The following is a 13,538-nucleotide window of genomic DNA, read 5'->3' on the forward strand; positions in this document are numbered from 1 at the left end:
TTTATGTTTTCTCAGACAGGTTAGCTGAAGCGGGAAACAGCAAAAAAGGGAACAGCAGGTAGGGAGCAACAACCAGCAGAGCAATGACGCCGCGCGAATAGCCGGCGTCATTGGCTCTTCTGATACCGCAGGCAAATGTCGGCAGAATGAACAGCAGCAAGGCGATAAAACTCAGTTCGCCATCAGTACCGGTTCCCCACTTCAGGTAACAGCAAAACCACATCAGTTGGAAACCCAGGAAAACCAGATAGCTTCTCCGTGCTTCACGCCCTTCATAGTTAAAAGTTTTCAGCAGGCAGTCTTTGATAATCTGCAGCAGAGCCCTCATCGAAATTTCCTTCTCAGTCCAATGAACACTCCTAATGAAAGCGCAGCGGAAATCAGATAGATAGCCATAAAGAATCTATCGCTGATTTGTGTCAATTGTACAGTGGCAAGCTCATCATTACCCCCGGGCTTACTAAACCAGGTGACTGAAAATAAGAAAAACAGATTGGCTATAAGAAAAAGCAATTGAAATAAGTTCTCTCTGGCGCGAGTGATTACGGCTATTTTCCTGAATACCCAACCGGCAGACAGGTAAAGAAACAGCCAGAAAGAAGCGGTAAATAAGGGGGCAACGAAAAAGTTTCGCACATTAACAACATTGCTCTCAGCTCCGTTTACATAGTACTGAACTAACTGATCCCATGATAAATACCCTGTGACCAAAAACAGGATGCTGAAAGTAACCTGTGAAATCACATATTTCATTATAATACTCTCTGTGTACTTAGCAGCCTCATCAGGCTTGACAACTCCTGCCCAGGATCCACCAGTACTAACTGTCGGGTATTTGAATCATATTTAGCTGCGGCGATCGGGTCATCTTTCCCACCACTGGCCATGACGAAGTGCGCATCCTGGCGACCGTAAATATTCACTTGTGGAAAAGGATCTCTTCCTAAGGCCAGTATTCTACGGGTAGGCAGGCTATACTCTTTCGTCAAAAAGGTAGGGATTTTTTTGAATCGAAGCTGGAGAGCGGCGTAGCCATAAAGCGTGAGCCAGCATAATCCAGAGAAAAGCAATTACTGTGGTCGGAAGAATCTCGCTGAACAAGATGGGCTCCCGAAAGAATTTTCAGACGTTGCCAGAGGGTAACGGTATCAGGCGTAATTCTTTTCTCTTCAAGATAAACATCCTGTTTTTGATACAGCTGATAAACCATCTTATAAACCTGAACCATTGATGCCCCAATTCCATTCCAGTTGGGCGCACCTCTGCTGTATAAGCGTTCAGTAATGATGTAGATTCCCGTGCCTTTGTAATTTGCAATATTATTAGCCATTTGATCTCCCTATCTATCGCCATTATATCCATTTTGTTGTGACTAACAACAAGTTAACTTAAACAGAATTAATGAAATGGTGGTCAGTAATTCAGCTGTGTGATAATAAATAATGGTCCTGAATGAAGTTGTCAGGACCCTCTGTAGCGGGCTTATATCTTCAGATAAGCCCGAATCCCATCCAGGAACATCTGCGTTGCCAGCATGATCAGAATCAACCCCATCAGCCGCTCCAGCGCATCAACCCCTTTCTCCCCCAGCAATTTTAAGAACACCCCTGACAGCAGTAAAATGACTACCGTTGCCCCCCAGGCGATCAGCAGCGCGCCTGCGAGATGACCAATCTGATTGGGATACTGATGCGAGAGCAGCATCAGTGTTGCCAGCAGAGAAGGCCCGGCCACCAGCGGGATAGCCAGCGGCACCAGGAAAGGTTCTTCACCGGCCGGTAAACCGCTGCTGCTGCTTTCGTGAGAAGGAAAAATCATTTTGATGGCAATCAGAAACAGGATGATGCCGCCCGAAATCGAGACGGTTTCCGTGCGGAGATTCAGAAAGGCGAGGATCTTCTCACCGGCAAACAAAAACAGCAGCATAATTGCCAGCGCAATCAGCATTTCGCGCATCACCACCCGGCGTCGACGTTTTGGCTCCAGATGCTTTAAAACCGACATAAAAATCGGCAAATTGCCCAGCGGGTCCATAATAAGCAACAATAATATTGTCGCGGAGATCATTTCAGTCATCGCTATTCTTCTCTGATTCGCGCAGTTCGCTGCATGTTATAAGCAGCATTGCTAAAAAAATGCCTGTAATCGATTTAATTCACTTGCCACTTTTGCTGCATTTTGTAAGGTGTTAAGCAGATCGCTTTCTTATCTCTCAAACTCTAACAGGTCAGGCGTTATTGTCGCAGCCAGTAACGCCTGCAGCAGGTGCAACATGAAATCAGTAGGACTTATCGGTTGGCGTGGCATGGTTGGCTCCGTTCTTATGCAACGCATGGTAGAAGAGCGTGACTTCGATGTGATTCGCCCGGTCTTTTTCTCGACTTCTCAGCATGGCCAGGCGGCTCCAGAGTTTGGCGGCCAGTCTGCGGGTACTCTGCAGGATGCTTATAATGTTGAGGCGCTGAAAGCGCTGGATATCATTATCACCTGTCAGGGTGGTGATTATACCACTGAAATCTATCCCAAACTGCGGGCTTCCGGCTGGCAGGGCTTCTGGATTGATGCGGCTTCCACCCTGCGCATGAATGACGATGCGCTGATTATTCTCGATCCGGTTAACCACAACGTCATTCAGCAGGGGCTGGATAAAGGCATCAAAACCTTTGCTGGCGGTAACTGCACGGTCAGTCTGATGTTGATGTCATTGGGTGGCCTGTTCGCCAACAACCTGGTGGAGTGGGCTTCTGTGGCTACCTATCAGGCGGCTTCTGGCGGCGGCGCGCGCCATATGCGTGAACTGCTGACCCAGATGGGAATGCTGCACGACCATGTGGCGAAAGAGCTGCAAAATCCCGCTTCTGCTATCCTGGATATCGAACGCAAAGTCACCACGATGAGCCGTGACGGCGTGCTGCCGACCGATAATTTTGGTGTTCCGCTGGCAGGCAGCCTGATCCCGTGGATTGATAAGCAGCTGGAGAATGGCCAGAGCCGTGAAGAGTGGAAAGGGCAGGCCGAAACCAACAAGATCCTGCAACCCGCCACCACTATCCCGGTTGATGGCCTTTGCGTCCGTGTTGGCGCGCTGCGCTGCCACAGCCAGGCCTTCACGCTGAAGCTGAAAAAAGATGTGCCGCTGAAAGAGATCGAGCAGTTACTGGCCTCGCATAATGACTGGGTGCATGTGGTGCCAAACGACCGTGAGCTGACCATGCGTGAGCTGACGCCAGCAGCGGTAACCGGCACGCTGAAAACCCCGGTAGGCCGTCTGCGGAAGCTGAATATGGGGCCGGAATATCTTTCCGCGTTTACCGTAGGTGACCAGCTTCTGTGGGGAGCTGCTGAACCTCTTCGCCGCATGCTTCGTCTGCTGGTCGGCTAACCCTTCCACTGCCCATCTTTATCCCCCCGCTTGCCGTTGGCAGCGGGGTTTTCTCGTTTCAATCCTCTCCCGGCTCTGTTTTTCTTCAGCTTTACCCGTCCCCTCATGGTCAATCTCTGAAAGTTTGATCTGAAAAGCCTTTTTTTGAATTTTCAGTGCTGGCTTTAGTTGCGCTCGCGCTATGCTTAAAAATGTCGCTGAATCATAACAGGCTGGAACACCTTCAGAATCCGGCCTGAAAAAATTTGCCTTATCTTAAGAAGTTGTCGCGCGCTGCGGCGGTTTTCGTACTGGATAGCCACCTTTCCCGTCAGCGTGCTTTTGGCTCATTGAAGAGCAGAGCATCCCTCGCCCTTTCACAGGCGATGAGAGGATCGCCTGCCCTATATCACGGGAAAACAGACATGTCCGAGCTAACGGAACGTCAGCTTATTAATGCACTACTCTCCGGCCACTATGCAGACCCTTTCTCGCTTCTTGGTATGCACCAGACAGAAAACGGGCTGGAAGTAAGGGCGCTCCTGCCAGATGCCACCGAAGTATGGGTGATTGAAACCAATACCGGGCGTAAATGCGCCCAGCTTAAATGCCTGGATTCCCGGGGGTATTTCCAGAGCGTGATCCCAAGGCGTAAAAATCGTTTTCGCTACCAGCTTGCGGTCACCTGGCATGGTCAGCAAAACCTGATCGATGATGCCTATCGTTTTGGCCCACTGCTGGCGGAGATGGACAGCTGGCTGCTGGCGGAGGGGACGCATCTCCGCCCTTATGAGACTTTGGGGGCGCATGCCGACGTGATTGATGGCGTCATTGGCACGCGTTTCTCTGTCTGGGCACCGAATGCTCAACGCGTATCGGTAGTGGGAGATTTCAACTTCTGGGATGGTCGTCGCCATCCGATGCGTTTTCGCCGCGAGATTGGCGTGTGGGAGCTGTTTGTTCCCGGCGCAGTCCAGGGACATCTGTATAAATTCGAGATTATCGACCTGCATGGCAAACTGCGGCTGAAGTCCGATCCCTACGCATTTGAAGCACAGATGCGGCCGGAAAGCGCCTCAATGATTTGCGGTATTCCGCCTAAAACCGAAATGACGGAAGCCCGTCAGCGTGCCAATGATTTTGATCGGCCCATTTCCATTTACGAAGTTCATCTGGGGTCATGGCGTCGGCACACTGACAATAACTACTGGCTGAGCTACAAAGAGCTGGCCGAACAGCTGGTGCCCTATGTCAAAGAGATGGGCTTTACCCATCTTGAGCTGATGCCCATCAACGAACACCCCTTTGACGGCAGTTGGGGATATCAACCCACCGGCATGTATGCGCCCACCCGTCGTTTCGGCACGCGGGACGATTTCCGCAATTTCATCGCCGCGGCCCATGAAGCAGGCCTGAATGTGCTGCTTGACTGGGTGCCTGGCCATTTCCCTTCAGACGATTTTAGTCTGGCAAAATTTGACGGCACCGAGCTGTATGAGCATGGCGATCCCCGTGAAGGCTATCATCAGGACTGGAACACGCTGATCTATAACTTTGGCCGGCGCGAAGTCAGTAACTATCTGGCAGGTAATGCCCTTTACTGGGCGGAACGGTTTGGCATTGACGGCCTGCGTGTGGATGCTGTCGCCTCAATGATTTATCGCGATTACAGCCGTGCCGAAGGTGAATGGGTGCCAAACCACCTGGGCGGCAGAGAGAATCTGGAAGCGATCGAATTCCTGCGCTATACCAATCGTATGTTAGGCACGGCGGTACCGGGTTCTGTCACCATTGCTGAAGAGTCTACCGACTTCCCTGGCGTCTCCAGGCCGCCCGAAATGGGAGGGCTGGGATTCTGGTACAAGTGGAATCTGGGCTGGATGCACGACACGCTGGATTATATGAAGCTGGATCCGGTGCACCGCAAGCATCACCACAACAATATGACTTTTGGCATGCTCTATAACTCGACAGAGAACTTTGTCCTGCCGCTGTCACATGATGAGGTCGTGCACGGCAAGCTCTCGATTCTTGACCGTATGCCCGGCGATGCCTGGCAGAAGTTTGCCAACCTGCGTGCCTACTACGGCTGGATGTTCGGCTTTCCCGGCAAAAAGCTGCTGTTTATGGGCAATGAATTTGCCCAGGGCAGAGAGTGGAACCATGACGTCAGCCTCGACTGGCATCTGCTGGAAGGGGAAGACAACTGGCATCACGGCGTTCAGCGACTGGTCCGCGACCTTAACCATACCTACCAGGCGCACGCGCCACTTCACCAGCTGGACTTCGACCCGATGGGCTTTGAGTGGCTGGTAGTGGATGATTTCGAAAATTCGGTGTTTGTCTTTGTGCGGCGCGATCGTGAAGGCAACGAACTGATGGTGGTCAGTAACTTTACGCCTGTCGCTCGCGAAAATTACCGGTTTGGGGTAACAGGTGCGGGTAGCTGGCGCGAAGTGCTGAATACCGATTCGGAGCACTATCACGGCAGTAATGCTGGAAATCATGGCGTGATCCACAGCGAACCGCAGCCAAGCCACGATCGCGAACATTCGGTCAGTATGACGCTGCCACCCCTGTCCACCCTCTGGCTTGCCCGGGAGGTGCCATGAGTCCACTGCTTCCTGGTAAATCCTCGCCTGCTGGCGCGATTTACGATGGAAAAGGGGTGAACTTTACTTTGTTCTCACAACATGCAGAGCGCGTTGAGCTCTGCCTGTTTGATAGCAAAGGGCAGGAAACAAGAATGGATTTGCCTGCACGCAGCGGGAATATCTGGCATGGCTATCTGCTGGCGATTAAACCGGGGCAGCGTTATGGCTACCGGGTGCATGGCCCCTGGGATCCGCAGGCGGGGCATCGCTTTAATCCGCATAAGCTGCTGGTCGATCCCTGTGCCAGAGAAGTGGAAGGGGATGTACCTGACGATCCGCGTTTTCAGGGCGGTGAAACCGAAATGAACACCGAAGACAGCGCTGCTGTGGCCCCTAAAAGCGTGGTGCTGGCAGATGACTTTGACTGGGAGGACGATCGTCCTCCCTGTGTGCCGTGGGGTTCTACGGTGATTTACGAAGCACATGTGCGGGGACTGACGAAACGGCATCCCGGCATCCCACCTGAGATCCGGGGCACCTATGCGGCGCTGGGCCACCCGGTGATGATCGGCTATTTCAAACGGCTGGGTATCACCAGCCTTGAACTGCTGCCCGTGGCTTTTTTTGCTCATGAACCGCGTCTGTTGCGGCAAGGGCTGACCAACTACTGGGGCTACAATCCGTTAGCGCTCTATGCGCTGGATGCGCGATATGCCTCCGGGGTCGACGGTTTTCATCCGCGCAACGAGTTTCAGCAGGCGGTAAAAGCGCTGCATGCGGCGGGTATAGAAGTGATTCTGGATGTGGTGTTTAACCACACGGCAGAGATTGAAGAGAGTGGCCCAACGCTGTCGAAACGCGGCGTGGATAACAAAAGCTATTACTGGCTTGATGAGCAGGGGGCCTATGCCAACTGGACCGGTTGCGGCAACACGCTGAACATCAGCCATCCTGAAGTGATGGCCTGGACACTGGACTGCCTGCGCTACTGGGTTGAGGAGTGCCACATTGATGGTTTCCGCTTCGACCTGGCTACCGTACTTGGGCGTACACCGGAGTATCACCGGGATGCCGGGCTGTTCAAGGCCATTGAAGCCGATCCGGTTCTGTCTGGGTGCAAACTGATTGCAGAACCCTGGGACATAGGCCCTGGTGGCTACCAGGTAGGAAACTTCCCGGCGCCCTTTGCGGAATGGAATGACCATTTCCGCGATGTTGTCCGGCGTTACTGGCTATATGGCGAGATCTCCAACGCGGAGTTTGTCAGACGGTTTGCCGCCTCCAGCGATGTTTTCCAGCAGGAGGGAAGATTGCCTTCAGCCAGCATCAACCTGGTGACGGCTCACGACGGATTTACCCTCTCCGACGTGGTGTGCTTTAACCACAAGCACAACGAAGCCAATGGTGAAGATAACCGGGACGGCAACAACAGAAATTACAGTCATAACCACGGGGTTGAAGGACTGAATGCGCCGCTGCTGGTTACAGAGCACCGTCGCCGCAGCGTGCACGCGTTGTTAACCACGCTGCTGCTGGCGCAGGGAACCCCAATGCTACTGGCCGGCGATGAGCATGGCCACAGTCAGCATGGAAATAATAATGCCTACTGTCAGGATAATGAATTGACCTGGCTGGACTGGGAAAATAATGACAGTGGGTTATTTGCGTTTACCTCGGCGTTGATTCATCTGCGCAAAAAGATCCCTGCGTTGCAAATCGATCGCTGGTGGCAGGAAGGAGATGGAAACGTTGAGTGGCTTGGGCCGGAGGGCCAGCCGTTTGGCGAACAGGAGTGGCATTACGGGGTGCGTCGTCTGCAGATCCGTCTGTCACAAAATTGGTTGATCACTATTAACGCCACCGAAGAAGTTGGCGATATCAAACTGCCTCAAGGTCAATGGCACGCCATTCCGCCCTTCGCCGGGGATGACAACCCGATCCTTACAACTGTCTGGCATGGGCCAGCACACGGTGTGTGCGTGTTCCAAAAGCAATCATAACAGGAGTCAGACATGATAAATTCAGATAAGAACGATCCCCTGATGCTGGCAAAACAATTGCCAACTCAAACTGTAGCCCTGATCCTGGCTGGTGGGCGCGGCACGCGGTTGAAAGATCTTACCGCCAAGCGCGCTAAACCGGCTGTCCACTTCGGTGGTAAGTTCCGCATTATCGATTTTGCCCTGTCAAACAGCCTGAACTCCGGGATCCGTCGAATCGCGGTGATCACGCAATATCAATCTCATACGCTGGTGCAACATATCCAGCGCGGCTGGTCTTTCCTTAACGAGGGGATGAACGAGTTTGTAGATTTGCTTCCGGCTCAGCAACGTCAGACTACCGAACACTGGTATCGCGGGACGGCTGATGCGGTCACTCAGAACCTGGATATCATTCGCCGCTATCAGGCGAAATATATCGTGATCCTCGCAGGCGACCATATCTATAAAATGGATTACTCGCGCATGTTGCTGGATCACGTAGAAAATGAGGCTAAATGTACCATCGCCTGTCTGCCGGTGCCGATTGAAGAAGCCAGCGCTTTTGGCGTGATGGCGGTCAGCGATGAGAATAAAGTGGTCGAGTTTCTGGAGAAGCCAGCCGATCCGCCCCATATGCCAGGTGATAAAAACCAGGCGCTGGCAAGCATGGGCATCTATGCTTTCAATGCGGATTACCTTTACGAACTTTTGGAAGAAGACCTGAAAAATCCCAATTCCAATCATGACTTTGGTAAAGACATTCTTCCGCAGATTGTCGCAACCGGTGAGGCCCTGGCGCACTCTTTCAGCATCTCCTGCGTACAAAGTGATGAAACTTCACTGCCGTACTGGCGCGATGTGGGAACGCTGGAGGCTTACTGGAAAGCGAATCTCGACCTGGCTTCCGTGAAGCCAGAGCTGGATATGTATGACCGTGAATGGCCGATTCGCACCTATATGGAGCCGCTTCCACCGGCGAAGTTTGTGCAGGACCGGTCCGGCAGTCACGGGATGACGATGAATTCTCTGGTTTCGGGTGGATGCATTATTTCCGGCTCGGTGGTGGTGAATTCAGTGCTGTTTTCCCGCGTACGAATCAATTCTTTCTGCAATATCGAATCCTCTGTGCTCTCGCCGGATGTGGTGGTGGGGCGCTCATGTCGCCTGCGCCGCTGTGTAATTGACCGCGCGTGCGTGCTGCCTGAAGGAACGGTAATCGGGGAGAACCCGGATGACGACGCGCGACGTTTCTACCGTTCAGATGAGGGGATAGTGCTGGTGACGCGTTCTATGCTGGCCAAACTGGGCTGGCGAAGCTAAGAAAATTACAAGGCAGTCTGGGCAAGGTTTTTGATGCGGAGGACCGCATCAGTACACAGTAAAGGAGCCGATAATGCAGGTTTTACATGTCTGTTCAGAAATTTTCCCGCTGCTGAAAACGGGCGGGCTTGCTGATGTTGTTGGGGCATTACCTGCGGCGCAAATTGCGGAAGGAATTGATACCCGAGTTCTGCTCCCGGCGTTTCCCGATTTGAAAAAAGGGGTCACCGATCAGCAGGTTGTAGCCAGCCTGCAAACCTTCGCGGGCAACGTAGAGCTGCTGTACGGGCAATTTGATGGGGTGGGGATTTACCTGATAGATGCACCGGGCCTGTATGAGAGGCCCGGTAGCCCCTATCACGATGAGTCACAGTTTGCTTATACGGATAACTATCTCCGTTTTGCCTTACTGGGCTGGATTGGCTGTGAAATGGCCTGTGGACTGGATCCTTACTGGCGTCCGGAAGTGGTGCATGCGCATGACTGGCATGCCGGGCTGACGTGCGCCTATCTCGCAGCAAGAGGGCGGCCGGCAAAGTCGGTTTTCACCGTTCATAACCTGGCTTATCAGGGGCTGTTCGCGGCGAAACATCTTGATGAGATCCAGCTGCCAGCCTCTTTCTTCAACATGTTTGGGCTGGAATTCTATAATCAAATTTCCTACCTGAAGGCGGGCCTGTTTTACGCCGATCATATTACTGCCGTCAGTCCGACCTATGCCCGTGAAATCACCCTGCCGGAGTTTGGTTACGGCATGGAGGATTTGCTGAAACAGCGGCAGATGGAGGGCAGGCTGACCGGTATTCTGAACGGCGTGGATCCGGCTATCTGGGATCCGGCGCACGATCTGCTGCTGAACGCGCGCTATAACCGCGATGTTCTGGATGCCAAAGTTGAGAATAAGCGTCAGTTGCAGATCACCATGGGGCTTAAGATTGACGATAAAGTGCCGGTGTTTGCTGTGGTCAGTCGCCTGACCAAACAAAAAGGGTTGGATCTGGTGCTGGAAGCTCTGCCTGGTTTACTGGAGCAGGGCGGACAGCTGGTGCTGCTGGGTGCCGGGGATGCAGTGCTGCAACAGGGCTTCCTTGCTGCTGCTGCGGAATATCCGGGGCAGGTTGGCGTGCAGATTGGCTATCACGAAGCTTTTTCACACCGGATCATGGGTGGTGCAGATGTGATCATGGTTCCAAGCCGGTTTGAGCCTTGTGGCCTGACTCAGTTGTATGGCCTTAAATATGGCACGCTGCCGCTGGTCAGGCGTACGGGCGGGCTGGCGGATACGGTTAATGACAGCTCGCTGGAGAACCTTGCCGATGGGATTGCCAGCGGCTTTGTCTTTGAAGACAGTAATGCCTGGTCTCTGTTACGGGCTATCCGACGCACCTTTGTACTCTGGTCACGTCCCACGCTGTGGCGCTATGTTCAGCGTCAGGCGATGGGCATGGATTTTAGCTGGCAGGTTGCTGCTGTAGCCTATCGCGATCTCTATCAGCGTCTGTTGTAATCTGGAAATGGGAAATTTGATATGAACTCACCTTTCACCTATACCGCTCCCACTCTCAGCGTTGAAGCGTTGAAACACTCCATCGCCTACAAATTGATGTTTACTATTGGTAAGGATCCCTCAATTGCCAATAAGCATGAGTGGCTGAACGCCACGCTGCTGGCAGTGCGCGATCGTATGGTTGAACGGTGGTTACGCTCCAACAGGGCGCAACTTTCCCAGGATGTACGGCAGGTTTATTATCTGTCGATGGAGTTTCTGGTCGGACGAACGCTGTCGAATGCGCTGCTGGCAATGGGCATCTATGATGATGCTAACGCGGCGCTGGAAGAGATGGGATTCAGTCTGGAAGAGCTGATTGAAGAAGAGAGCGATCCCGGTCTTGGCAACGGCGGTTTAGGTCGGCTGGCTGCCTGTTTTCTGGATTCTCTTGCCACGCTTGGCTTACCGGGACGCGGTTACGGCATCCGCTATGACTATGGTATGTTCAAACAGAATATCGTGGACGGGCGTCAGGCAGAGTCACCGGATTACTGGCTGGAATATGGCAATCCCTGGGAGTTCCAGCGTTACAACACCCGTTACAAAGTGCGGTTTGGTGGCCGTATCCAGCTTGAAGGCAGCCGTTCCCGCTGGCTGGAGACCGAAGAAGTGCTGGCGATGGCCTATGACCAGATTATCCCGGGTTTTGACACCGATGCGACTAATACCCTGAGGCTATGGGGGGCTCAGGCCAGTAATGAGATCAATCTGGGGAAATTCAACCAGGGCGACTACTTTGCGGCCGTTGAGGATAAAAACCACTCGGAAAACGTTTCCCGCGTGCTCTATCCCGATGACTCCACTTATTCAGGCAGGGAGTTGCGGCTGCGGCAGGAGTATTTCCTCGTCTCGGCGACGGTGCAGGATATTCTCAGTCGTCACTGGGCAATGCACCAGACCTTTGACAATCTGGCGGACAAAATTGCCATCCACCTCAATGACACGCACCCGGTTCTGGCTATTCCGGAGCTGATGCGGTTGCTGATTGATGAGCACAAATTCAGCTGGGATGATGCGTTTGAAATTAACTGCCAGGTGTTCTCCTATACCAACCACACCCTGATGCAGGAAGCGCTGGAAACCTGGCCGGTGGATATGATCGGCAAAATCCTGCCGCGGCATTTGCAGATTATTTTCGACATCAATGATTACTTTCTCAAGACCATTCAGGATTACTATCCGGATGACTGGGATCTGCAATCGCGCATTTCAATCATTGATGAAACCAATGGCCGTAAAATCCGTATGGCATGGCTGGCGGTGGTGGTCAGCCATAAAGTGAATGGCGTTTCTGAGCTGCATTCAAACCTGATGGTGCAGTCGCTGTTTGCCGACTTTGCCGCGCTGTTCCCGGGCCGTTTCTGTAATAAGACCAATGGCGTGACGCCACGACGCTGGCTGGCGCTGGCTAACCCTTCTCTTTCCGGCGTTCTGGATGAAGCTATAGGCCGCAACTGGCGCACCGAACTGAGCCAGCTGGGTGAGCTGAAGCAGCATACGGATTATCCAGGTTTCCTTGCCCAGATCAGCGCATCCAAGCTGCACAACAAAAAACGGCTGGCGGAGTATATTGCCCAGAAGATGGATATCGTCATCGATCCGCATGCGTTGTTTGACGTGCAGATTAAACGTATTCATGAATATAAGCGTCAGTTGTTGAACGTGCTGCATGTGATTACCCGTTACAACCGTATCAAAGCCGATCCGGAAGCGGACTGGGTACCCCGCGTCAATATTTTTGCCGGTAAAGCGGCCTCTGCCTATTACATGGCGAAGCATATTATTCATCTGATCAACGATGTGGCAAAGGTGATCAACAGCGATCCGCTGGTGAAGAATAAGCTGAAAGTGGTCTTTATCCCGAATTACAGCGTTAGCCTGGCGCAGATTATCATTCCGGCAGCCGATCTCTCTGAGCAGATTTCTCTGGCCGGGACGGAAGCGTCGGGCACCAGTAATATGAAGTTCGCCCTGAATGGCGCGCTGACTATAGGGACGCTGGACGGAGCCAACGTTGAGATGCTGGAACATGTGGGCGAGGAGAATATCTTTATCTTTGGTAACACCACGCCACAGGTTGATGAGCTGCGCAAAAGCGGTTACAGCTCCCGCAAGATATATGAGCAGGATGCGGAGTTACATCAGGCGTTGACGCAGATTGCCACCGGCGTGTTCAGTCCTCAGGAGCCTGGCCGTTATCGCAATATCTTTGATTCGCTGGTCAATCTTGGCGACCACTACCAGCTGCTGGCAGATTACCGCAGCTATGTGGATACGCAGGATAAGGTGGACGAGCTTTATCGTAATCCGGATGAGTGGACCCGCAGGGCCTTGTTGAATATCGCTAATATGGGGTATTTCTCATCCGACAGGACGATTCAGGAGTATGCGGATGAGATTTGGGGCATTAAGCCGGTGCGGTTGTAACGAGCTTTTGAAAACGGTGCTGGATTTGAAAACTTAAAACCAGCACCAGCTTTAATATCCAAAACCTGTGTCGGCTTCAAGGGACACAGGCCGTTCATAAAGACGCAAAAAGCATCGTCCCTGATAGCTCGGCCCGGCACGTCCATGTGCCGGGACGCTTTATTCACGGCCTGTGTCCCTCTCGCTTTAAGCATGAGTGTTGGTGTTCAGGGCAGGGGACAGGGCGGAAATCGAGGGTTTTCGATTATTCCCATAAAAAAAGCGGGCTTAGTCCTTTTTAAGGTACTAAGCCCGCTTTTTATTTA

General features: G+C 52.7%; 10 protein-coding genes. 6 read left to right on the forward strand and 4 right to left on the reverse strand.

The features are described 5' to 3' along the window. Position 1 precedes the first annotated feature (1 nt). The 4 genes from VRC33_RS01530 to VRC33_RS01545 all read right to left on the reverse strand — a co-directional run bounded on the left by VRC33_RS01530 (position 2) and on the right by VRC33_RS01545 (position 2,076). Positions 2–328 carry a DUF805 domain-containing protein gene (locus VRC33_RS01530; RefSeq protein WP_338560163.1) on the reverse strand — a complete coding sequence of 109 codons (327 nt, stop codon included), beginning with the start codon at positions 326–328 and terminating at the stop codon, positions 2–4. Next, on the reverse strand, positions 325–753 hold the full coding sequence (locus VRC33_RS01535) for a hypothetical protein (protein WP_338560166.1): 429 nt from the start codon (positions 751–753) through the stop codon (positions 325–327). Before VRC33_RS01535 ends, VRC33_RS01530 begins: the two co-directional genes overlap by 4 nt. Positions 754–985: 232 nt before the next feature. Further along, entirely contained in the window at positions 986–1,330 is a 345-nt protein-coding gene (locus VRC33_RS01540; RefSeq protein WP_338560169.1) for a hypothetical protein, read from the reverse strand. A gap of 152 nt (positions 1,331–1,482) precedes the next feature. Then, positions 1,483–2,076: a YhgN family NAAT transporter gene (locus VRC33_RS01545; protein WP_338560171.1), complete on the reverse strand. Its 594-nt coding sequence runs from the start codon at positions 2,074–2,076 to the stop codon at positions 1,483–1,485. 196 nt (positions 2,077–2,272) lie between these two features. On the opposite strand from VRC33_RS01545, the gene asd reads away from it, so the two are divergent. The 6 genes from asd to glgP all read left to right on the forward strand — a co-directional run bounded on the left by asd (position 2,273) and on the right by glgP (position 13,233). Continuing rightward, positions 2,273–3,382 (forward strand): aspartate-semialdehyde dehydrogenase, encoded by a 1,110-nt coding sequence (asd, locus tag VRC33_RS01550; RefSeq protein ID WP_338560174.1) that lies wholly within the window; start codon positions 2,273–2,275, stop codon positions 3,380–3,382. A gap of 404 nt (positions 3,383–3,786) precedes the next feature. Beyond that, positions 3,787–5,973: a 1,4-alpha-glucan branching enzyme gene (gene glgB, locus VRC33_RS01555; protein WP_338560178.1), complete on the forward strand. Its 2,187-nt coding sequence runs from the start codon at positions 3,787–3,789 to the stop codon at positions 5,971–5,973. Continuing rightward, the gene (glgX, locus tag VRC33_RS01560) at positions 5,970–7,955 is read left to right on the forward strand and encodes a glycogen debranching protein GlgX (RefSeq protein WP_338560180.1); all 1,986 of its coding nucleotides are present in this window, start codon (positions 5,970–5,972) and stop codon (positions 7,953–7,955) included. Before glgB ends, glgX begins: the two co-directional genes overlap by 4 nt. A 12-nt stretch (positions 7,956–7,967) precedes the next feature. Beyond that, positions 7,968–9,257 carry a glucose-1-phosphate adenylyltransferase gene (gene glgC / locus VRC33_RS01565; protein ID WP_338560183.1) on the forward strand — a complete coding sequence of 430 codons (1,290 nt, stop codon included), beginning with the start codon at positions 7,968–7,970 and terminating at the stop codon, positions 9,255–9,257. Between the two features lie 73 nt (positions 9,258–9,330). Continuing rightward, positions 9,331–10,764 (forward strand): glycogen synthase GlgA, encoded by a 1,434-nt coding sequence (glgA, locus tag VRC33_RS01570; RefSeq protein ID WP_338560186.1) that lies wholly within the window; start codon positions 9,331–9,333, stop codon positions 10,762–10,764. 21 nt (positions 10,765–10,785) lie between these two features. Beyond that, entirely contained in the window at positions 10,786–13,233 is a 2,448-nt protein-coding gene (gene glgP, locus VRC33_RS01575) for a glycogen phosphorylase (RefSeq protein ID WP_338560188.1), read from the forward strand. Positions 13,234–13,538 lie beyond the last annotated feature (305 nt).

The sequence above is a fragment of the Erwinia sp. E_sp_B01_1 genome (genome assembly GCF_036865545.1).
In the GTDB taxonomy this organism is placed as follows: domain Bacteria; phylum Pseudomonadota; class Gammaproteobacteria; order Enterobacterales; family Enterobacteriaceae; genus Erwinia.